The organism is Streptosporangium sp. NPDC051023 (assembly GCF_040689595.1).
GTDB lineage: Bacteria > Actinomycetota > Actinomycetes > Streptosporangiales > Streptosporangiaceae > Streptosporangium.
In genome coordinates, this window is the sequence record NZ_JBFBCE010000006.1 from 173,026 (window position 1) to 194,321 (window position 21,296).

The following is a 21,296-nucleotide window of genomic DNA, read 5'->3' on the forward strand; positions in this document are numbered from 1 at the left end:
TCATGCAGCCCGCTCCGGACAGGCGGACCTTCCTCAGGCTCGGCGGCATGGCCGCCCTCACTCTGGGAGCCGGATTGCCCACATCCACCTCCCCTGGCCCGGCGGAGTGGATCGCTCTGGGCCGCGGGCTTGACGGCAAGCTCATCCGGCCCGGCGACGCCTCCTACGACACGGCCCGGCGTCTGTTCAACCCGGCCTTCGACACGGCACGGCCCGCGGGCGTCGCCTACTGCGCCAACCCCTCCGACGTGGCCGAGTGCGTGAACTTCGCCAGGAAGATGAAGGTGCCGCTGGCCGTACGGTCGGGCGGGCACTCCTACGGAGGCTGGTCGACCGGAAGCGGCCTGATCATCGACGTCTCCCGGATGAACACGGTCAGCCAGGCGGCGGGGCGGGCGACCGTCGGGGCGGGCGCCAAGCTGGTCGACGTCTACGACAGACTCGCCGCGAGCGGGGTCAGCATCCCGGCGGGAAGCTGCCCCACGGTGGGGGTGAGCGGGCTGACGCTCGGCGGCGGGATCGGCGTGGTGTCCAGGAAGTACGGCCTGACCTGCGACGTGATGGAGTCGATCCAGATCGTCACGGCAGACGGGCGGCTGCTGACCTGCGACGCCGACCACAACCCCGATCTCTACTGGGCCTCACGGGGCGGCGGCGGCAACCTCGGTGTCGCGGTCTCCTTCGGCTTCAGGACCCACCCCACGCGCGAGGTCACGGTGTTCTTCCTGCACTGGCCGTGGGCGAAGGCCGCGAAGGCGCTCCAGGCGTGGCAGACGTGGGGGCAGGCCGTACCCGACGAGATGTGGTCCACGATGCACCTGAGCAGCGACGGCGGGATGGACGTGCAGATCGGCGGGCTCTACCTGGGCGGCAAGGCGGGATGCGAGCGGCTGCTCGACCGGCTGACGAGCGCGATCGGACCGGTCTCGACCACGTTCGTCAAGCAGACGTCCTACAGCCACGCGATGATGATCATGGGAGGCTGCTCGACGCTCTCCGTCTCCCAGTGTCACCAGCCCGGGACCCTGCCGGGGCAGACCCGGGACGGCAGGCTGTCGCGCGACAACTTCAGCGGCAGGTCGCACATGGCCTACCGTCCGCTCTCCGAGGCGGGCGCGCGAGCGCTGGTCGCCCAGGTCGCCAGGCCCGGCAGCCACACCGTGCTCCTGGACGCCCTCGGCGGCGCCGTGGGGCGGGTGCGCCCTGAGGCGACGGCCTTCCCGCACAGGGGCGCCCTCTACAGCGTCCAGTACTACGCCCACCGCACCGGGTCGGCGTCCTGGACCAGGAACGCCCGCGCCGCGATGCTCCCCCATTTCGGTGACCACGCCTACGTCAACTACGCCGACCCCGAGCTGAGCGGCTGGCGCACGGCCTACTACGGGGCCAACGCGGACAGGCTCGCCCGGATCAAGGCCGCCTACGACCCCGGCCGGCTGTTCCGTATGCCCCAGGGATTCTGACCCGTCCAACGGCCTCCCGCGTCCCGGGACACTGTCCCTCCCTTCCGGGTGAAAGCGCCTATACGGTGTGTCAATCGGCTCGGGAGGAACAGTGGCGGCAGCGGCACGCATCGCGTGGTCGTGCTGCGTCCTGACGCTGCTCCTGGTCGCGGCGGCCGTCGTCCTGGCCTCGCTCAACGGGGTCAGCCTGCTCGGCCTCGGCCACCTGATCTTCGTGATCGCCTGCGCACTGGCCGGCGGCCTGATCGGCTCGCGGCGCCCCGAGCACCCGGTCGGCCGCTCGCTCGCGCTCGGCGGGTTCTGCTTCGCGCTCATGGAGGCCTGCGGCCAGTACGCCGTCTACGGCCTGGTCACCCACCCCTGCCTGCCGCTCGCCCAGGCCATGGCCTGGCCGCAGACCTGGCTCTGGGTGCCGGCGAACCTGTCGTTCTCACTGATCCCGATGATCTTCCCCGGCGGCCGGCTGACCTCGCCCCGCCTGCGGTTCCCGGTCCGCGTGACGCTCGCCGCCGCGGCGCTGACCATGGCGGTGAGCGCGCTGAGGCCCGGGGAGAACGACCAGGTCGGGTCGCACACCGGGGTGGTCAACCCACTCGGGGTCGCGGGGATGGCCCGTCTGGCTCCCGCGGCCGAGACCGCGATGACGGCCCTCATGGCGGCGGTCTTCATCGCGGGCGGGATCGACCTGTTCCTCAGGGCGCTGCGCAGCTCCGGCGAGGAGCGCCGCCAGATCAAGTGGCTGGCCTACGCGGTCGGGATCGAGACGCTGGTCGTCGCCGCCCGTCTCGCCGCCGGGTTGACCGACGAGATCCCCGGCCGCATCTGGCCCTCGACCGACTCCGTCTGGGAGCTGGGCTCGGCCACGACGGCTCTGGTCCCGGTCGCCATCTGCGTCGCGATCCTGCGCCATCGGCTCTTCGACATCGACCTCGTGATCAACCGGACACTGGTCTACACGCTGCTCTCCGGCTGCGTGACCGCGGGATACGTGATCGTGGTCGGCTATCTCGGCGCGATCTTCCCGAGTGGGGACCTGCCGGTCTCCGTGCTGGCCGCCGGGCTCGTCGCACTCGCGTTCGCGCCGCTGCGCCAGAGGCTGCAGGGCTGGGTGAACCTGCTGATGTACGGCGAGCGGGACGACCCTTACGCGGCGCTCACCCGCCTGGGCAGGCGCCTGGAGAACAGCGGGGAGCCGGACGGCGTGCTGCCCGGGGTCGCGCGCTCGGTGGCTGAGGCGTTGCGACTGCCGTACGCGGCGGTCGAGACCTCGGCGGGCTCGCGGCACGCGTTCGGCTCCCCCACCGGCGATCCGGTACGGCTGCCGCTGGTCCACAATGGCGACCGGGTCGGCGACCTCATCATGTCGCCCAGGACGGGAGAGACCGGGTTCGGCCGCCGCGACCTGCATGTGCTGACCGACCTGGCCAGGCAGGTCGCGGTCGCGGTGCACGCCGCCCGGCTCTCCGCCGACCTGCGACGCTCGCGGGAGAGGCTCGTGATGGCCCGCGAGGAGGAGCGTCGCCGGCTCAGGCGCGACCTGCACGACGGGCTCGGCCCCACGCTGGCCGCGCTGACCATGCGGGCCGAGGCCGTGCACGACCTGGTCGAGGACGAGCGGGCGCGACGACTGCTGGCCGACATCGTCGGTGACGCCGAGGCGGCGGTCGCCGATGTGCGGACCCTGGTCGACGGGCTGCGCCCGCCCGCACTCGACACCCTCGGGCTGCTCGGCGCGCTGCGCGCCCACGCCGTCCGGCAGCCGCCCGGCCTGCGCGTGACCGTACACGCCCCCGACGCCCTCCCCCCACTGCCCGCGGCGACGGAGGTCGCCGCCTACCGCATCGCGGCCGAGGCGCTGGCCAACGTGCGAAGGCACGCCCGCGCGACCGGCGCGGACCTGCGGGTCGAGCTGACAGGGGGCACACTCAGGCTTGAGGTGTCGGACGACGGCGGCGGGCTGCGGCCCTCTGCGGAGACGAACGGCTCCGGGGATGACGGCGACGAGCTGCCGCCGTCTCCGGAGACGGACGGTTCCGGCCGGGCCGGGGTCGGGCTTGCGTCGATGCGCGAGCGAGCCCTTGAGCTCGGCGGGTCGTTCACGGTCGAGGACCGTCCCGGGGGCGGGACCCGGGTCGGGGTCACGCTTCCCGCACATGAGGGAGAGGACACCGATGGTCCGAGTCTTGCTGGTTGACGACCACGCCGGGTTCCGCGCCGGGCTGCGGACCCTGCTGTCGGCCGCGGAGGAGATCGAGGTCGTCGAGGAGGTGGCGAGCGGGGAGCAGGCGCTGGCCGTCGTCGGGCGCGTGCAGCCGGACGTGGTGCTGATGGATCTGACGATGCCCGGCATGGGCGGGGTCGCGGCGACCGAGCGGCTCGTCCGCGACCATCCGCACATCCGGGTGGTGGTGCTCAGCATGTCGGACGACGACGACTCGGTGTTCGCCGCCATGCGGGCGGGAGCCCGCGGCTACGTGCTCAAGGGCGCGCGCAAGGCGGAGTTGGTCCGGTCGATACAGGCGGTCGCGGAGGGGGAGGCCATCTTCGGCCCCGCCATCGCGGCCAGGCTGGTCGGCTACTTCGCCGAGCGGGAGCGCGGTGAGCCGGCGCTGCCCGAGCTGACGCGACGGGAGCGGGAGATCCTCCGTCTGATGGCGGAGCACATGACGAACCCGCAGATCGCGGCCAGGCTCGGGCTGAGCCAGAAGACCGTGCGCAACCACGTGTCCGCCGTCTTCACCAAGCTCCAGGTGGCCGACCGGGCTCACGCGATCATTCGGGCGAAGGAAGCGGGACTTTGAGACCGGTCCGCCACTCGGCGTCCGAGGACCGCAGCACCCGCAGCGCGATCCAGCCGTAGGCGACCAGGTGAAACACCGCGCCCGCCGACTGGACCGCGGGCGACTGTTCCTGGGTCACGAAGGGCGCGACCGTCCCGGCGAGCGCCGTGACCAGCACCCACCAAGGGGCGATCCGGACCGTGACGAGGCCGATGAGCAGGGTGAACAACCCGATGTGGGTGAGGAACCCGGGCAGCAGCATGCCGTACAGGAAGCCCCACAGCTCGCCCGTCCGCACCGTGACCGCCTCCGCCTGCGCGTCCGGCAGGGTCTGGGCCAGGGCCAGGTCGTAGAAGTCGGTGGTGAAGAGCGTGAGCGCGTGCCCCACGCCGAGCAGCCCGAGCGCGGCGCCGACGTTCCCGGCCACGGGGGCCCGGTGCCGGAGCAGGTGGGCCAGGCCGAGAACCACCGGGATGAGGCTGAGCGCCGCCCAGAGGAAGAGCAGGCCGCTGACCTGGACGAGGTCCGGGTGCTCCCGGAAGACGGCGGGGTCGTGGGTGGGAGAAGGGGGCGAGGTCAGGAAGGCCAGGAACTCCAGCACCGGCCAGGCGAGCAGGGCGACTCCGGCGATGATCCGGCGAAACGAATCAGGATTTTTCAGCATTTGCCAACAGAATCCGATACATGTCCCAGACCGCATGGGCCCGTGTCCGGACCTAGCGGGGAAACTCCGGGAAGGTCCCGCTCGGCCAATGATGCCCCAAGAAAACACAGGAACACCGCCCTCCCCGGCTTCCCCACCCCTCATCCCACAGCGCCGGTACGGCGGGCGGCGAAGCGGACCCGACCGGCGCCGACGCGCGGCGCGCGCCCCGGTGACCGTTACCGGTCACGACACCCGGCAGGCCCGGACGACCTGCGGGAACACGAACACGTTGACGGTGAACGACCGTAAACGGCTGGACCCCGCCGTGGCCGGGTCGGCAGGATCGGACGCATGCGTAACTGGCCTCTTTTCGGGCTACGGGTGACCACCCCACGGCTCGAACTCCGGTTCCCGTCCCTCGACGACCTCGACCGGCTCGGCGACCGCGCCGCCGAGGGGATTCATGAGCCGGGCCTCATGCCTTTCCTCTCTCCCTGGACCGACGGGGAAGCGACCGACCGGGCGCACAGAACCATCCAGTACCACTTCCGGACGTGGGGCAGGTGGTCTCAGGAAAGCTGGGCGTGTCCCCTGGCCGTGATCTTCGAAGGAGAGGTCGTCGGCACCCAGGAGATGGCGGCCACCGACTTCGCCGTCACCCGTGAGGTCTCGACCGGCTCCTGGCTGGGCCGCGGCTTCCACGGCAGGGGCATCGGCACCGAGATGCGCGCGGCCGTACTCCACCTGGCCTTCGAGGGTCTCGGGGCACGCTACGCCACCTCGGGCGCGTTCGCCGACAATCACGCCTCCCTCGCGGTCACCCGCAAGCTCGGCTACACCAACGACGGCGTCCAGATCCACAACCGGCAGGGAAAGGCCGTGGAGACCCTCCGTTTCCGTCTCTCCCGTGACGACTGGGCCACTCGGCCGGGGTTCGAGATCCACGGCCTCGAACCCTGCCTTCCCCTGTTCGGCGCCGGCCGTACGGCGTAGGCCCTCCTCAGCCCCGGCTCAGGAAGGGCGCGCCCGGCGGGGGCGCGGGAAGTCGGGGATCACTTCCGGGGGTCCACAACCGGGGCGAAGTGGGACAGGACCTCGGGGTTGGCCATGGCGTCGAGGTTCGCGGCCTTCTCCGGCGGGACGCCGAGAAGGATCTTGCGAATGGGAACCTCCAGCTTCTTGCCGCTGAGGGTTCTGGGGATACCCGGCACCTGGATGATCTCGTTGGGCACGTGCCGGGGGGAAAGCTCCTCCTTGATCGCCCTGCGCAACCGCATGATCAGCCCGTCGGAGAGGGCAGCCCCCTCCGCCACGGTGATGTAGAGCAGCAGTCGCCCCTCCTGGCCGAGTTGCCCGGTGTCGATCACCAGGCTGTCGGCGATCTCCTCGAAGCGTTCGACCACCCGGTAGAACTCGCTGGTTCCCATCCGGACACCGCCCCGGTTGAGGGTGGAGTCGGAGCGGCCATAGATCACACAACCGCCGTCAGGAAGGATCTTGATCCAGTCGCCGTGCCGCCAGACGCCCGGGTAGTCGGCGAAGTAACTCTCCCGGTATCGCACCCCGTCGGGGTCGTTCCAGAACATGACGGGCATCGAGGGCATCGGCGCGGTCAGCACCAGCTCCCCCACCTCATCGACCACCGGCGCGCCGGACGGGTCGAAGGACTCGACCCTGGCCCCCAGGCAGCGGCAGGGGATGACACCGGCCCGAACCGGGAGCAGCGCGACCGCGCCGACGAAACCGGTGCAGACGTCGGTGCCGCCGGAGAACGAGCCGAGTTGGACCTTGGGCAGCGTGTCGTGCACCCAGCCGAACCCCTCGGGCGGCAGCGGCGAGCCCGTCGAGCCCAGGCCGCGCAGCGCCGCCAGCCCGGTGGGCCGCAGCGCCGCCTTCATCGACGCGATGATGTACGGCGCGCCGGTGCCGAAGTAGGTGACCCCCTCCTCCTCGGCGAGCCGCCACAGCGCGTCCGTCCCCGGATGGGTGGCCGACCCGTCGTACAGCACCACCGTCGAGCCGGTCAGCAGGCCGCCGATGAGGTAGTTCCACATCATCCAGCCGGTCGTGGTGTACCAGAAGAAGACGTCGCCCTCCCCCAGGTCCTGGTGGAAGGAGATCGCCTTGAGGTGTTCGAGCACCACGCCGCCGTGCCCGTGCACGATCGGCTTCGGCAGCCCCGTGGTGCCGGAGGAGTAGACGACCCAGAGCGGATGGGCGAAGGGCACGGGCTCGAAGGCGAGCGGCCCGGCGGTGGCGCGCAGGTCGGCCCAGTCCAGCGTACGGCCGCCGCCCTCAGAAGAGGATTCCCCCGGCTCCCCCGCCTCGCCGGAACCCGTCGCCGCGACGGATGCCCCGGCATCGCCCGTCTCCCCCGAGGCCGCGGACGTGGCCCGGGTCACGCTCTCCTCGTCCGCTCCGCCCTCTGCTTCGGGCAAGGGCATCCGCACCCGCGCGACCAGGGTGGGCAGCTTGGCGGCGATGTCCTCGACGACCTGGCCGCGGTCGAACCACTTACCGTTGTAGGCGTAGCCGTCGATCGCGATGAGCACCTTCGGCTCGATCTGGGTGAAGCGGTCGATCACGCTGGACGCGCCGAAGTCCGGAGAACAGGAGGACCAGATGGCGCCCAGGGAGGCGGTGGCGAGGAAGGCGATCAGCGTCTCGGGCACGTTCGGCGCGTAGGCCGCCACCCGGTCCCCTCGCCCGACCCCCAGCTCCACCAGTCCCGTGCGGACCCGTGCGACCTCCTCCGCCAGCTCGCCCAGGGTGAGCGTCCGGCGCCGGGCCTCCTCGTCGCGGAAGACCACCGCGAGCCGGTCCGGTTCGGTGGCGGCCCGGCGCAGCGCGTTGGCGGCGTAGTTCAGCGTCGACCCGGCGAACCACTCGGCGCCCGGCATCGTCCCGGACAGGACGGGCCCCTCACCTCGCTCCCCCACGACGCCGAAGTAGTCCCAGATCGACGTCCAGAACTCGGCCGGAGAGTCGACCGACCACTGCCACAGGTCCTGGTAGTCACCGGACCTGCCGAGCCACTCCATGTAGCGGGTGACCTTGGCGTCCCGCACGATCTCCGGAGTGGGTTCCCATAGCAGCGCACCTTCCTCAACCATGGCCCCATCCTCTCGGGGCCCCGCTGGAATGTCATCCCCCGCGAGCACACACTCCCCGGCCTCCTGATGTGGCCCGCCCACGTGCCGCTCGCCCACACCCCACCCCTCCGGCAACCGCTCCCGAATACCGGCACCCCCCACACACACCCGCCCACGTGCCGCTTCTCCCCCGGGTAACCCCATCCCCGACCCGCCGCTCCTCAGCCGCTCCTCAGCCGCTCCTCAGCCGCGCAGGCGTTCGACGGCCGCCCTGGCGGCGGTGCCGATCACCGCGTCGGCGCGGGGCTGGTTCTGGGCGGTGCCGTACGAGCGGGTGAAGACCGCGATGGCGTAGCGTCCCCCGTCGGGATACTCCACCACGCCGACCTCGTTGCGGACCGTCGGCAGGGTGCCGGTCTTGCCGCTGACCGCGACGTCGTCATAGGGGAACCCCGCGGCCAGCCGGTGCGGCCAGACCTGCAGGCCGAGCAGCCTGCGCATCGAGGCGCACGAGGCGGCGGAGGCCGCCTCGTCCCGCCAGATCATGCCGAGCAGCCGGGTCATGTCACGCGGGGTGCTCCGGTTGGTGTGAGCGGGGTCCAGCACCCGAAGCTTGGCGATCAACGCGGGGTCCGTTGGCATCTCCTCCTGACCCGCGTCCTCGACGATGGTGGAGAACATGTCACGGCAGTTGTGCTCGACCCACGTCCCCTCCAGGCCGAAGGAGGCGAGCATGGCGTTGACCTGTGGCAGGCCGACCCGGCCGATCAGGGTGTCAGCGGCGGTGTTGTCACTCACCGCGATCATCAGGTAGGCCAGGTCGCGCAGCGACATCGTCACGTCGTCGGCCATCACGCACACCCCGGTCGGCCCCGCGGTATGCCGGTCCGCGGTGACGGTGACGCGCTCGGCCGCGTCGAGCCATCCCCCGTCCACCTGCCGGAAGAACTCCACCAGCAGCGCCACTTTGAACACCGAGGCGATGACCACGGGCTCGTCCGCCCGATGGGTGACCTCCGCCCCGGTGTCCACGTCGACCGCGTGCAGGAACCCGCTCACCCCGGCCGTGCGGAACAGGCCCTCCAGATCCGTCATGCCAGGAAGCCCGAAGCCGGCCTGGTCCGCAGCCGCCTCGCCGGGGCCGCCCCGTCGTCCGTCATCCCGGCGTTCTCCTTCAGCACTCGCAGGGCCACAGCCCCGAAGGCTACGGCAGCCTCACCCGCCTGTCCCCGCCAGGCGGTGGAGACCCGCCAGGCCAGGGGACTTCCCAGCAGAGGCCGCCAGCGCAGGCCTGGCAGCGAGACCTCGGGCCCGAGGGCGACGGCCGTACCGGCCAGCACCAGCCCGAGGGTCTGCGCCTCGTGCACCTCCTCCGGCACGAACCCGTGACGGCGGCACTCGGCGAGTGTCTCCTCGTGCAGGCCGGGTTCCCTGGGGAAGAGCACGAGGCTACGCCCGGCCAGGTCGGCCAGGTGCACCGACGACAGCGCAGCGAGCGGATCGTGCTCGGCCAGCACCACGCCGGGACGCTGGACGAGCACGGGGCCGAAGCTGAGCCCGGGGGCGGTGACCGGGTGGCGAACGACCCCGACGTCCAGGGTTCCGTCGAGGAGCGCGACGACCTGGTCGGCGCTCCACGTCTCGGCGGGCGCGAGCCGGACCTCGGGACTGCGCTCGCGGAACCCGGCGATCAGTGCGGCGATCACCGCCGAGCCCAGATCGGGCGGGACACCGACGCGCAGCGCCACGTTCTCACCGCGCCCTGCCAGGTCGCGCAGCCGGTCGACCTTGGCGACGATCTCGCGGGCCTCGGCCAGCAGTAGTTTTCCTGACTCGGTCAGCCGCACCTGACGACTCGAACGGTCGAACAGCCTGACCCCGAGCTCCTCCTCAAGGCGCCGGATGCGCTGGCTGAGCGGCGGCTGTGCCATTCCGAGCCGGATCGCCGCGTTACCGAAGTGCAGTTCTTCGGCGACTACCGTGAAGTAGCGCAGGTGTCGCACGATGTCCATGACCAGCAATTATATCCATTCGCATATCACTCTCAGCTGCATATCAATATTGGACATCAGCGACACGCGTCTGGTCTCCTCTATTCGCGAGAGCGAAGGGGGACGACTCATGAGACGCAAAGGCCTGGTGGCGGTCGCGGTGCTGGTGCCGGTCGTCGCGATCAGCGGGACGGCGTGGGCGCTGCGCACCCAGGGATCGGCACGGGAGACGGCGCAGGAGTTCCTGACCGCCTGGAACAGACAGGACTACCCGGCGATGCGGGCGCTCACCGTCGATCCGCCGAGCGACTTCGACGAGTGGTATCGCCACTTCAGGACCGACCTGAAGCTGTCCCAGGCCGACTTCGAGATCACCGGCACCAGGGGCGCGGAGTCGGAGGTCGGCTTCCACGCCGTCCTGAAGGGCCCGGTGAGCTGGGCGTACGACGGGTCGCTCCAGCTCGTCGAGCACGACAGGGCCTGGCGGGTGAAGTGGACCCCGGCGGCCGTCCACCCCCGGCTGAAGACGGGCATGCGGTTCAGGACCGTGCAGGTCAAGGCCGAGCAGGCGCCGGTCCTGGCCGCCGACGGCACCCGGATCGACACCGCCTCCGCTCCGGGCTCGGTGCAGCAGCTCGTCGAGGGGCTCAAGGAGCGGTACGGCTCCCGCCTCACCGGCACCTCCTCCGCCCGGGTCGAGCTGCTGCGGGGGTCGGAGCGGGTCGCCACCCTCGCCACGGCGGACGCCAGGGCGGGCACGGAGCTGCGGACCACGATCGATCTGCGCGTCCACCGGGCCGCCGCCGACGCGCTGGAGGCGGTGAGAAAGCCCGCCTCGCTGGTCGCGCTGCGGCCCTCGACCGGCGAGATCCTGGCCGTGGCCAACAAGCCGGGCGGGTTCAACCGTGCCCTGCTCGGCCACTACCCGCCGGGCTCGACCTTCAAGGTGGTCACCGCCTCCGCCCTCGTCGCCGACGGCATGACCGCCGACGAGCGCGTTTCCTGCCCCGCCGAGGAGAACATCGGCGGTTTCCCCTTCCACAACGCCGGATTCGAGGAGTTTGGGACGATCACGCTGCGCGAGGCGTTCGCGCACTCGTGCAACACCACGTTCGGGCGGCTGAGCGTGGACAGGCTCGGCGGGAAGCGGCTGGCCGAGGTGGCGGAGAGCTTCGGGTTCGGCGGGCCGGTGGATCCGGGGGTGCCGGCCGTACGGGCGCAGTTCCCCGGCACGAAGGACGAAACCGATCTCGCCTCCGCCGCCATCGGCCAGGGACGCGTGCTGACCAGCCCGCTGAACATGGCCACCGTCGCCGCCGCCATCGCCGACGGCTCCTGGCGCGCGCCTCGCCTGGTGGACGCCGCCCTGCTGCCCAAGACCGCCCCGAGGAAGCTGGAGCCCGCGGTGGTCAGGGCACTGCGCACACTGATGCCCGCCGTGGTGAGCGAGGGCACCGCCGCCGGGGTCCCGTTCCCCGCGGGTACGGCGGGCAAGACGGGCACCGCCGAGTACGGCACCGGTAAGGAACCCCCGACACACGCCTGGTTCATCGGCTACCGGGGAGACCTGGCCTTCTCGGTCATCGTCGAGGGCGGCGGCACCGGCGCCAAGGCCGCCGCCCCCATCGCCGGCCGCTTCCTGTCCGCCCTGGCCAAGCGCTAGCCGTACCGCCTCCGGGCCGGCGACCGATCCTCGTGATTGTGTGGTGATCGGGCCAGGAGACGTGCGGCCGCGGCCCTGACCGATGACCGGTCAGGGCCGCGGGCTGCCGTAGTAGGTGAGGAACATGTCGACCCCGGCCGTCGTCAGCCGCTCGCCGAAGTCGTCGTCGAGAGGCGCGCCGTACGCGGCGTGGATCAGGTGTGGGTACAGGACAAGCGCGTAGTACTGGATCACGGCGACGTCGATGTCGGGGATGGACAGCTTGCCCTGAGAGACAAGGCTTCCCAGGGTCCCGGCGATCACCGGGTGGAACCTGCCGGGCCCCATCTCCTGCCAGGCCCTGCCCAGCTCCGGAAAGCGCCGCACCTCACCGGCCACCAGGTTTCGCAGCGCGCGCACCTCCGGCCTGGTCATGCTCCTCACCCACGCGCGCGCGGTCCACAGCAGCGTTTCCCGCAGGTCTCCCGAGGCGGCGAACCTGGCCTCCACCTCTGTCAGCGTCGCACCGAGCGCCTCGTCGAGCGCGCCGCTGATCACGGCGGTGAACAGGGCCTCCTTGCTGCCGAAGTGGTTGTAGACGGTCACCTTCGACACCTTCGCCTCGGACGCGACCAGGTCCATCCCCGCCTCGTATCCATCGCGCACGAAGACCTCGCGTGCCGCCGCCACGATGGCCTTCCGCTTGCGCTCGGCCCGTTCTCCGGTGGGGATCCGCGTTGTCATGCCTCCAGCCTACCAATGAACTGAACTACACAGTTGAGTTCAGTTGAACCATCCTGTACCGTTCAGTTCAGTTACCCCTCTCGCACGACCACTGACCTGGAGCCCGACATCGCATTCATCCTGGGCGTAGTCCTGTTCGCCGCCCTCGTCGGCGCACTCGACGCCCGTCTCCCCTGGCCCTCCCCCCGATCCGAGGACAAATGATCACCGGCCACTTCGGACTCGCCGCCGCGGTGAAGTCCGCCCAACGGCCCGTCCCGCTCTGGGCCCTGATGCTCGCCACCGTCTGGCTGGACGTCGTCTTCGTCCCACTACTGCTCACCGGCGCCGAGTCCATCAGCCTCGCGCCCGGCACCGACGGAGGCTATGGCGAGGGCATCATCCACGCCGACTACACGCACTCACTGCTCGGCGCCGCGCTCATCGCCGCCCTCACCGGACTGCTCGCGGCCCGCTGGTGGGGACGACGGTCCGGAACGGTCATCGGCGCGGTCGTCTTCTCCCACTGGCTGCTCGACCTGCTGGTGCACCGCGCCGATCTGCCCCTGCTTCCCGGCAACCTCGGAAACCTGCCCCTGCTCGGTCTCGGCCTGTGGCAGTACCCGTGGCTGGCGGCGGGCATCGAGGTGGCCCTGCTGCTCGCGGGAACGTTCCTCTACCGCAGAGCCGCCCTCACCAGCGGCGCCACGGCGCCACGAGTGAACCTCATCACCGGCCTGCTCGTCGCGGCGGGCGCCGTGACCTTCGGGCTGGACCTGCTGGGTATCTGATCCAACGCCGGACGAGCCGGTCCCCGGCCCCGGCCCGTCCGGCCACGGAAAGCCGGTCAACGCTCCCCCCCCTTCGCGGCAGGAGCGTTCAAAACCTCACGGGATCGGAAGACGAACAACCGAATCACAGAATTTCTGCAACCTCAAAATTCTCCTGCGGAATCTTTCCGGCGACCGACGGTCTCGCCACATCGCGGTTAACGGCGACAAGTATCCATAGTTTCCGGACGAACTGTGACGCATGTCACACAAGAATGTTCAAGCATTCCTCAAACAGATGGCGCACTCCAAGAAAGCCGGATTGACCACGATTAACAAATATAAAAACACTCAGTCATAAATAATTGTCACGCCGAGCAACCGATGAGACACATTTAACACGTTGACCGTTCCTGACATCTCGATCACGATCCACATTGATCGTCCTTTGTCCGCCCTCTGACGTGTGAAGACCTCCGTTGCGAGGTCCGCGTCAGCATGCCTGCGAAAGGGAACGGGATGCGAGCTCGACGTGCGCGAATATGGCTCACGGCGCTGGCCACGGGAACCGCGACGGCGCTTCTGATATCCGGGACGGGCGTGCCGGACGGCCTGATACAACAGGCGTCCGCCGCCGCCCCGCAAACGGATCCGGAACCCTCGGTGAACGGCCGTGCCGTACCTAAACCCGAGGTCGGTAAGGGTGCGGAGGAGACCACGCCGGTGGCGAGGCCGAAGCCACCGGTGTGGCCCAAGCCGGGCAGCATCGAGGTCGAGGTGAAATCCACCCTGGCCGGAGCCGGTGGGCTGCCGGTCCGGGTGGGGGCGGCCAAGGCCGGTGCCGGGGTCGGCAAGGTCAAGGTGGAGACGCTGGCCCCCGACGCGGTGCGGAAGCTGGGCGGTGTCGGGGTGGCGGCCCGGATCGAGCGGGCCGACGGCGGCGACGCGCCGGGCAGGGTGCGGGCGGAGTTCTCCTACGCGGGGTTCCGGGACGGCTTCGGCGGTAACTTCGCCACCCGCCTGCAGGTCCTTCGCCTGCCCGCCTGTGTTCTCCAGACGCCCCGTCCACGCACCTGTGTGGTGCGCCCCCAGGTGGTCAAGGCCAGGAACGACCTCAAGGCGGGCGTGCTGGTCGCCGAGGTTGAGGTCGGCACGCCCCCGCCCGCCAAGGCGCCCTCCGCGCCGAAGGGAGACAAGAAGGCCGCCGCGAAGGCGGCCTCCGACGCGGTGGCGGCCCAGCAATTGGCCGAGGGGTCGGTGTACCTCCTGGCCGGCGGCATGACCGGCCCTGACGGCACCTTCGGCGCCACCGACCTCAAACCGTCGGGCACCTGGCAGGCGGGCACCTCGGGCGGGTCGTTCAGCTACGACTACCCGCTGCCCGAGGCGCCCTCTGCGGCCGGTGACGGCCCGGACCTGTCATTGCAGTACGACGCCTCCTCCCTGGACGGGCAGGGTGACTGGACCAACAACCAGTCCAGTGTGGTCGGCGCGGGCTGGGAGCTGAACGCGGGTTTCATCGAACGCCGCTTCCGCCGATGCGTCGTGGACAACCAGTACAACGAAGAGGCAGCCCTGGTCTGGACGGCTGAGGAGATCGGCAGCTACGGCAGGGCGTTGTGCTGGGAGTCGCCGGATGACAACGACGGTGACTCCTCGACCAACGACAGGACGCAGTCGGAGCTGGTACTGAACGTCGGCGGCCGGTCGGCGCAGATCGTCAAGGACCGGGTCTCCGGGCTGTGGAAAACGGTGCCGGACTTCGGGTGGAAGATCGAGCAGCTGCCCGGCGGCGCCGACGGCCAGGAGTACTGGAAGGTCACCTCCGACACGGGTGAGGTGTCGCGGTTCGGCTACCGCAAGGACGCCCAGTGGCAGGTGCCGTACGTCGGCAACGACTTGGGTGAGCCGTGCTACGACCGCTACTACAACGACGCCGTGCCGCCGACCTGTACCGGGGTGTGGCGGTGGAACCTGGACCAGTCGGTCGACGCCAACGAGAACGTGATCGACTACACCTACAACCGGGAGACCAACTACTTCTGCCTGCCCAGCTGCGCCCACGAGCTCTACCGGGTGCTGCCCTACGACCGGGGCGGGTCCCTGGCCAAGGTGGAGTGGGGGCACAACGCCCAGGTGGCCGGGAGTGTGCCGACCACCCGGACCGTCTTCACCACCGCCGACCGGGGCAGCCCCGACGTGCCGACCGACCTCAAATGCGACACCCCGACCGGGTGCGCCAACGACGCGATCGCGTTCTACTCCACCCGCAAACTGACCTCGGTGCTGAGCGAGTCGCTGAACGCGGCCGGGACCTGGTGGGACTCGGCCAGCAGGCTGGACCTGACGCAAACGTGGATCTACACGCGCACCGACTTCGGCGCGCCGTACGACCCGGTGCTGTGGCTGGACACCGTCCAGCACACCGGCCTGGCCGCAGGCAGCGCCACGCTGCCGGCGACCGACTTCGACGCGGTGTCGGCGGCCGGAAAGATGTCGTATGACGATATGTCGGACTGGACGAGCCTGCTGTCGTGGCGGATGGTGCCCCGGATCGGGGCGATCGCCAACGGGATGGGCGGCCGGATCGAGGTCGTCTACGGCCAGGCCGACCCGTGCTCGGGCGGCAAGGGCCGCGACGGCACCAACTACCACGCCGACCGCACCGGTGACTGCTACAAGATCGACAAGAGCATCGACGGCAACGAGTTCTGGACCGTCTACTACAGCAGCTGGTGACCAAGGTCACCGAGAAGGACACCGTCGCGGCCTCCCCGGACGTGGTCAACGGCTACGAGTACCTCGGCACGCCGGGCTGGGCCTCGCCGGTGGAGTACGCCCAGCCGGGGCTGTCGCCGCCGTCGACCGACTGGCGCGGATATGCCACCGTGCGCACCACCCGGGGGACGGGCACGGACCCGGCCGACTTCACCGTCACCTCCGCGACGTTCCTACGCGGTCTGGGCGGGACGGTGACGAACTTCGAGGGCACCACGGTCACCGACGTCCGCGCGCTGCAGGGCAAGGTGCTGCAGGAGCAGGCCTGGAAGCTGACCTCGCTGAGCCCCCGTACCCTCGCCGAGGACTCCTCGAGCCGGTATGAGTACTCGGTCGTGTCGGCCGGCACCGGTCCCGGGGTGTACGCCCCGGTCAAGGTACTGACCACCCGGGAACGCAGCCGGGAGCTGGTGACCGGCGGAGGGTGGCGCTACACCGACGAGAAGACCGCCTACAACGCCGACGGCCTGCCGAACAAGGTCAACGACTACGGCCAGGACGGCGTGAGCACCGACAACACCTGCGTTTCCATCTCCTACGCCCGCAACACCGACCCCGGCCAGTGGATGATCAACTATCCGTCGGTGACGGAGAAGCGGTCCGGGGACGACTGCACGACCAGCACGCTGATCGGCAGGACGGTCACGCTGTACGACGGCGGCTCGGACCCGGTCACCAACAAGCCGAGCGACGGCAACGTCACCGAGACCCGCACCTATGCCAGTGCCACCAGCGTCTCCACGACGAAGGCCACCTACGACGACTACGGCCGCACGCTGACCACGGTCGACCCGCGCACCAAGATCACCACGACCTCCTACAGCCCGGCCATCGGGTGGCCGCACACCGGCGTCACCGTCACCAACCCACTGGGCCACACAGTGACCAGCAAGGTCTCCCACCTGCACGGCCAGACGCTGTCGATCACCGATGCCAACAACAAGAAGACGGAGATCGACTACGACGCGCTCGGCCGCAGCACCCAGTTCTGGGGACCGGCTCAGCCTCGCACCGGCGGCACCCCCACCGCGACCGTCGCCTACGAGCTCACCGGTACGGCTCCGGCCAAGACGACCGTCAACTGGCTGCTGTCCGGGACCGACTCGGGAGCCAAGTGGCTGACCAGCTACACCTTCGAGGACGGCTTCGGCCGCACACGTGAGGCCCAGACCGCCTCCCCTGCCGGTGGACGGGTGGTGACGGTCAGCACCTACGACCCGCGTGGCCTGACCTCGGCGGTCTCCGATCCGGTACACAACACCTCGGCAGCCGGGTCCGGGCTGCTGAACCCGACGCTCACCAGTCTGCCGCAGTGGTCCAAGACCGTCTATGACGGGCTGGAGCGTCCGGTCGCCGACGTCGACTACAACCTGGCCACCGAGCTGCGCCGTACCAGCACCGCCTACCCCGGCGCCGACCGCGTCGAGACGACCCCGCCGATCGGCGCCAAAACCGTCAGCGTGCAAGACACCTTCGACCGGACGACCAAGGTCGAGGAGTGGGTGGACGCCACCGTCCACAACGACACCTCCTATGTCTACGACCTGGACGGCAACCTCACCACCATCACCGACGCCAAGGGCAAGGCGCGGACCTTCACCTTCGACTGGCTGGGCCGCCGCACCACCGCCACCGACCCGGACGCGGGCACCTCCACCACCGGCTACGACGCGACGGGCAACCTGCTCTGGAACATCGACGGCAAGAACCAGAAGATCTCCTACACCTACGACGACCTGAACCGCCGCACCGCCCAATGGGCGGGAGAGGTGAGCACCGGCACCAAGCTCGCCGAGTGGACCTACGACACCCTGGCCAAAGGCCAGCCGGTCGCCTCTGTCCGCTACACCGGCGGTCAGACCTACACCCAGGCCATCACCGGCTACGACGCCGACTACCGCCCCACCGGATCCAAGGTCACCATTCCCGCCTCCGAAGGCGCACTGGCCGGGGACTACGTCACCACCTTCGGCTATGACGCCGCGGGCGACCTGACCGAGCAGAACCTGCCCGCCGCCGGCGGCCTGGCGGCCGAGAAGCTCACCTTCGGCTACACCGACCTGGGCCTGCCCAAGACGCTCACCTCCGACTACGGCGGCGGCTTCACCTACGTCAAGAACACCACCTACACCGCGATCGGCCGCCTGAACGAGCGCCTGCACGGCGTCAACGGTCAGGTAAAACGGGGTCTGACCTGGGATGCCACGACGGGTCTGCTCAAGCGGGTCACCACCCTCGCCAAGGCCGACACCGCGACCCCGACCACCGCGCAGAACGACGAGTTCTTCTACGACATCGCCGGAGAGATCGCCCGCATTCTGGACGCCGCCTCAGCGATCCCGGGTGGTACCGCCGGGCAGTCAGAGTGCTACACCTACGACGCCCGCCGCCGCCTGAGCGCCGCGTGGACCACCACCGGCTCCTCCTGCGCCTCGGCCGCCGACGGCCAGGGCGTCGACCCCTACAACCAGACCTACGCCTACGACGTCGTCGGCAACGTCACCTCGCTGACCGAAAACGGCCAGACCTCCACCTACACCTACCCCACCGGCTCGGTCCGGCCGAACGCGGTCACCTCCATCACCCGCCCCGGCGGCACCGACACCTACAGCTACGACAACGCGGGCCAGCTGACCGGCCGCACCATCGGCGGCAAGCAGAGTACCTTCGACTGGGATGAGCTCGGCCAGCTGGCCAAAGCCGTTGTGGACGGGGCTCAGACCTCCATGGTCTACGACGCCGCGGGCGAACGCCTGATCCGCCGCGACCCCGACGGCAGCAGCACCCTCTATCTGGGAGCGACGGAACTCAAGCTGGCCAACGGGGCGGTCGCCGGAAAGCGCTACTACACCGCAACCGACGCCTCCACCGTCGCGCTGCGCACCTCCGCCGGCGTGATCTGGACGCTGTCGGGCCTGCACGGCAGCAACCAGGTCGCCGTCAACGACACCACCGGCCAGGTCAGCCGGGAACGCTACCTGCCGTTCGGCAAGCGCCGCGGCGTCGACGACCTGCCCTTCACCGACCGCGGCTTCCTCGGCAAGGTCGAGGACGACTCCACTGGCCTGTCATACCTGTCGGCCCGCTACTACGACCCGTCCATCGCCAAGTTCATCTCCACCGACCCGCTGTTGGACCTGCGCAACCCGCAGTTCGCTAACCCCTACAGCTACGCGGGCAACAATCCCATCGGCCTGTCCGACCCCGACGGCCAGGCCGCCTGCCGTCCGGACGACTGCCCCACCAAGAGCGCCATGAAGTGGACGATGGCGCACGCCGAGAAGAACAAGAAGAAGAGGGCGAAAGCGCTTAAGGCTGCACATAAGAACGATCAGAAGGACGCCAAGCGCTACAAGGATAAATATCAGAAGCGCGACAAAAAACTCACCGATCTTTACAAGGATCCAAAATATAAGAAGGCGGCCAAAAAGCTTGCCGATGAGGGGAAGAAGAACGCCCAAAAGTCACAAAAATTCTGCGACCCTTGTGATGACGGAGCGGCCGTGCCGGACGGGCTGTTTGGCAGCCCGATCGACAATGCGATCCTTGATATTCTCAGTATGTTCCCGCCAACCGCTCCCGTTGGACGCGCGGCTCGAACTGCCAAGGGAATCAGCGACACGGTCGGCAGACCCAAGGGCTGTAGCTTCGTCCCGGGCACCAGGGTCCTCATGGCGGACGGCTCTCTCAAACCGATTGAAGCGCTCAAGGCCGGCGACAAAATTATTGCCACCGACCCGGCAACCGGAGAAACCGGTCCTAGCGCAATCGTCACTCCGCTCAGCAGCGAAGGGCTGAAGAAACTCGTCCGGATCATCGTCGACACCGATGGCAAGAAGGGAAATGCTACTGGCACCATCACCGCCACTGACAACCATCCCTTCTGGGTCGAAACACTCCGCGCGTGGCTTCCCGCGGGCCACCTCAGACCGGGCATGTGGCTGCGGACCTCGGCGGGCGCACATGTCCAGGTCACTACTACGACCCGCCTGACCCCTCTTCAGCAGCGCGTGCACAACCTTTCGGTCGAAAGTCCACACACCTATTATGTGGTCATCGGAGAGGTTGAGGTCCTTGTCCACAACGCCTCCCCGGACCCAGCGGTCAGCAAGTTACCCAGTCTCGCGGGTATGACCCAAGCACAAGCGGACGCGATTCTGAAGCAGAATGGCTTCGAGTTGTCTGCAATCTCCGAAAGTGGCGCCTACGCTACTTACAAGGCTCCCGACAAGAGTATTGTCACAATCCGACTGTCAGACGGACGCGTGACGCGGACAAGTAAGATCGAGACAGGGCCGAACGAAAAGAACAGAACCCAACGCTGGGACCAGAACGGCAACCCCATTCTGGAGCACGGTCACGGAGAGAACCTAAAGTGCTAGAGAGCAAGGTCAGGGCGGCTTGCGAGAAATTTCAAGAAATTCTCACGAGCTGCGAAGGAGGATTCATCGACACGGTTACCTTGAATGCCACCAGAGAGGGGGACGATCTAGATGTAAAGCTCCTTCAAACTCAAAAATGGGAAGCGGTGGCAGTATTTTTCAAAGATGTCCGATATTTTTCGATCAGCAAAGGAACTGACCTGGAAGGGGTGTTCGTCGATCAGATCTTGGTATCACACCTTCCCAAAACTGGTCAGGCCTGGCCCTCGGGAGCCGAAGAGCTGGTGACACGATTCGACGAGTTACCGGAACTCTACTGGGTGCAGTTCATCGGACCTTCGAAACTCAGTGTAATAGCCGCGATAATGACAGTGACGGTCTCCCAGGACCTACCTGAGAACTGACACTGGATCTAGTACATCAGCCAGGCCCGGCAAAAAACTGCCCGGCCACCCAGGTGGCCGGGCAGGCTCGCGCATTGGAGCAATAATTCTCGCAGCCGCCGAGCAAAACGGCGGAGCTCGGGGAGATGGGTGGGCAGTGGCCGGATCGGCGCCTTCCGGTAAAAGTCGGTGTAGTGAGCCTTTTTCATCTCGCTTCACGGAGTTGAAGCGTGAGGATCGCTTTGACGAGTTGACCTGCGCGAAGAGGGCAGCAGCGTAGCCTGCGCAGGATGCGCCAGGCCTTCAACTGCGCATTCGCTCGTTCTCCGGGGCCGCGAAGCCTGGCGTGGGCGGAGTTGACGCCCTTCTGCGAGGCGGGCTTGTTCCTGCCCTTGTATGGCACGCGGACGTGCTCACCGGCACCGATGTAGCCCTTGTCGGCGAGCGTGATCAGACCGGCGGTCTTCAGGCGGCGCGGGATGCCCCAGATCCGGGCGGCCGTCAGGTCGTGCGCCGCCCCGGGCAGCGAGCCGGAGGTCCACAACAGGGTACCGTCCGGTGCGGCCAGGACCTGGATGTTCATCCCGTGCCGGCGGTGTTTGCCGGAGTAGTGGGGCCGGTCGGCGGCCACTCGATCGATCGGGAC

General features: G+C 68.9%; 15 protein-coding genes. 9 read left to right on the forward strand and 6 right to left on the reverse strand.

Annotation, left to right across the window (positions count from 1 at the left end; genetic code table 11):
• Nucleotides 1-2 precede the first annotated feature (2 nt).
• The 3 genes from AB0395_RS06225 (at nt 3) to AB0395_RS06235 (ending at nt 4,264) form a co-directional block, all read left to right on the forward strand.
• On the forward strand, nt 3-1,463 hold the full coding sequence (locus AB0395_RS06225; protein WP_366277562.1) for an FAD-binding oxidoreductase: 1,461 nt from the start codon (nt 3-5) through the stop codon (nt 1,461-1,463).
• A gap of 91 nt (nt 1,464-1,554) precedes the next feature.
• Nucleotides 1,555-3,657: a sensor histidine kinase gene (locus tag AB0395_RS06230; RefSeq protein WP_366277563.1), complete on the forward strand. Its 2,103-nt coding sequence runs from the start codon at nt 1,555-1,557 to the stop codon at nt 3,655-3,657.
• Nucleotides 3,635-4,264, forward strand: a complete 630-nt coding sequence (locus AB0395_RS06235; RefSeq protein WP_366277564.1) for a response regulator transcription factor — start codon at nt 3,635-3,637, stop codon at nt 4,262-4,264. Before AB0395_RS06230 ends, AB0395_RS06235 begins: the two co-directional genes overlap by 23 nt.
• On the opposite strand, the gene AB0395_RS06240 is transcribed toward AB0395_RS06235, so the two are convergent.
• Nucleotides 4,236-4,907 (reverse strand): hypothetical protein, encoded by a 672-nt coding sequence (locus AB0395_RS06240; protein ID WP_366277565.1) that lies wholly within the window; start codon nt 4,905-4,907, stop codon nt 4,236-4,238. The genes AB0395_RS06235 and AB0395_RS06240 overlap by 29 nt on opposite strands.
• Before the next feature lie 333 nt (nt 4,908-5,240).
• Between AB0395_RS06240 and AB0395_RS06245 the strand changes: the two genes are divergently transcribed.
• Nucleotides 5,241-5,882, forward strand: coding sequence for a GNAT family protein (locus tag AB0395_RS06245; protein WP_366277566.1), 642 nt, complete (start codon nt 5,241-5,243; stop codon nt 5,880-5,882).
• A 59-nt stretch (nt 5,883-5,941) separates the two neighbouring features.
• Here AB0395_RS06245 and AB0395_RS06250 read toward each other — a convergent pair whose 3' ends face one another.
• From AB0395_RS06250 to AB0395_RS06260, 3 genes are all read right to left on the reverse strand, one after another.
• Nucleotides 5,942-8,002, reverse strand: a complete 2,061-nt coding sequence (locus tag AB0395_RS06250) for an acetoacetate--CoA ligase (RefSeq protein ID WP_366277568.1) — start codon at nt 8,000-8,002, stop codon at nt 5,942-5,944.
• A 222-nt stretch (nt 8,003-8,224) separates the two neighbouring features.
• Complete coding sequence (locus AB0395_RS06255; RefSeq protein WP_366277570.1) at nt 8,225-9,076, reverse strand: serine hydrolase; 852 nt, start codon at nt 9,074-9,076, stop codon at nt 8,225-8,227.
• Nucleotides 9,073-9,993, reverse strand: a complete 921-nt coding sequence (locus AB0395_RS06260; RefSeq protein WP_366277571.1) for a LysR substrate-binding domain-containing protein — start codon at nt 9,991-9,993, stop codon at nt 9,073-9,075. Before AB0395_RS06260 ends, AB0395_RS06255 begins: the two co-directional genes overlap by 4 nt.
• 109 nt (nt 9,994-10,102) lie before the next feature.
• Between AB0395_RS06260 and AB0395_RS06265 the strand changes: the two genes are divergently transcribed.
• Nucleotides 10,103-11,635, forward strand: a complete 1,533-nt coding sequence (locus AB0395_RS06265; protein ID WP_366277573.1) for a penicillin-binding transpeptidase domain-containing protein — start codon at nt 10,103-10,105, stop codon at nt 11,633-11,635.
• Between the two features lie 90 nt (nt 11,636-11,725).
• On the opposite strand, the gene AB0395_RS06270 is transcribed toward AB0395_RS06265, so the two are convergent.
• Entirely contained in the window at nt 11,726-12,358 is a 633-nt protein-coding gene (locus AB0395_RS06270; protein ID WP_366277575.1) for a TetR/AcrR family transcriptional regulator, read from the reverse strand.
• 200 nt (nt 12,359-12,558) lie between these two features.
• Between AB0395_RS06270 and AB0395_RS06275 the strand changes: the two genes are divergently transcribed.
• From AB0395_RS06275 to AB0395_RS06290, 4 genes are all read left to right on the forward strand, one after another.
• Nucleotides 12,559-13,128 (forward strand): permease, encoded by a 570-nt coding sequence (locus AB0395_RS06275; RefSeq protein WP_366277577.1) that lies wholly within the window; start codon nt 12,559-12,561, stop codon nt 13,126-13,128.
• Between the two features lie 498 nt (nt 13,129-13,626).
• Nucleotides 13,627-15,846, forward strand: a complete 2,220-nt coding sequence (locus tag AB0395_RS06280) for a SpvB/TcaC N-terminal domain-containing protein (RefSeq protein ID WP_366277578.1) — start codon at nt 13,627-13,629, stop codon at nt 15,844-15,846.
• Nucleotides 15,843-20,267 (forward strand): RHS repeat-associated core domain-containing protein, encoded by a 4,425-nt coding sequence (locus AB0395_RS06285; protein WP_366277580.1) that lies wholly within the window; start codon nt 15,843-15,845, stop codon nt 20,265-20,267. Before AB0395_RS06280 ends, AB0395_RS06285 begins: the two co-directional genes overlap by 4 nt.
• Nucleotides 20,261-20,671 carry a hypothetical protein gene (locus AB0395_RS06290; RefSeq protein WP_366277582.1) on the forward strand — a complete coding sequence of 137 codons (411 nt, stop codon included), beginning with the start codon at nt 20,261-20,263 and terminating at the stop codon, nt 20,669-20,671. Before AB0395_RS06285 ends, AB0395_RS06290 begins: the two co-directional genes overlap by 7 nt.
• A gap of 184 nt (nt 20,672-20,855) precedes the next feature.
• On the opposite strand, the gene AB0395_RS06295 is transcribed toward AB0395_RS06290, so the two are convergent.
• On the reverse strand, nt 20,856-21,296 hold a 441-nt coding region (locus AB0395_RS06295), incomplete at its 5' end, for a transposase family protein (protein ID WP_366277583.1).

Excerpts from the sequence above, each read along its gene's own strand:
- AB0395_RS06245 (WP_366277566.1), top strand. The coding sequence starts at position 5,241 with ATGCGTAACTGGCCTCTTTTCGGGCTACGGGTGACCACCCCACGGCTC.
- AB0395_RS06250 (WP_366277568.1), bottom strand. The coding sequence starts at position 8,002 with ATGGTTGAGGAAGGTGCGCTGCTATGGGAACCCACTCCGGAGATCGTG.
- AB0395_RS06270 (WP_366277575.1), bottom strand. The coding sequence starts at position 12,358 with ATGACAACGCGGATCCCCACCGGAGAACGGGCCGAGCGCAAGCGGAAG.
- AB0395_RS06275 (WP_366277577.1), top strand. The coding sequence starts at position 12,559 with ATGATCACCGGCCACTTCGGACTCGCCGCCGCGGTGAAGTCCGCCCAA.
- AB0395_RS06235 (WP_366277564.1), top strand. The coding sequence starts at position 3,635 with ATGGTCCGAGTCTTGCTGGTTGACGACCACGCCGGGTTCCGCGCCGGG.
- AB0395_RS06260 (WP_366277571.1), bottom strand. The coding sequence starts at position 9,993 with ATGGACATCGTGCGACACCTGCGCTACTTCACGGTAGTCGCCGAAGAA.
- AB0395_RS06225 (WP_366277562.1), top strand. The coding sequence starts at position 3 with ATGCAGCCCGCTCCGGACAGGCGGACCTTCCTCAGGCTCGGCGGCATG.
- AB0395_RS06240 (WP_366277565.1), bottom strand. The coding sequence starts at position 4,907 with ATGCTGAAAAATCCTGATTCGTTTCGCCGGATCATCGCCGGAGTCGCC.
- AB0395_RS06255 (WP_366277570.1), bottom strand. The coding sequence starts at position 9,076 with ATGACGGATCTGGAGGGCCTGTTCCGCACGGCCGGGGTGAGCGGGTTC.
- AB0395_RS06280 (WP_366277578.1), top strand. The coding sequence starts at position 13,627 with ATGCGAGCTCGACGTGCGCGAATATGGCTCACGGCGCTGGCCACGGGA.
- AB0395_RS06265 (WP_366277573.1), top strand. The coding sequence starts at position 10,103 with ATGAGACGCAAAGGCCTGGTGGCGGTCGCGGTGCTGGTGCCGGTCGTC.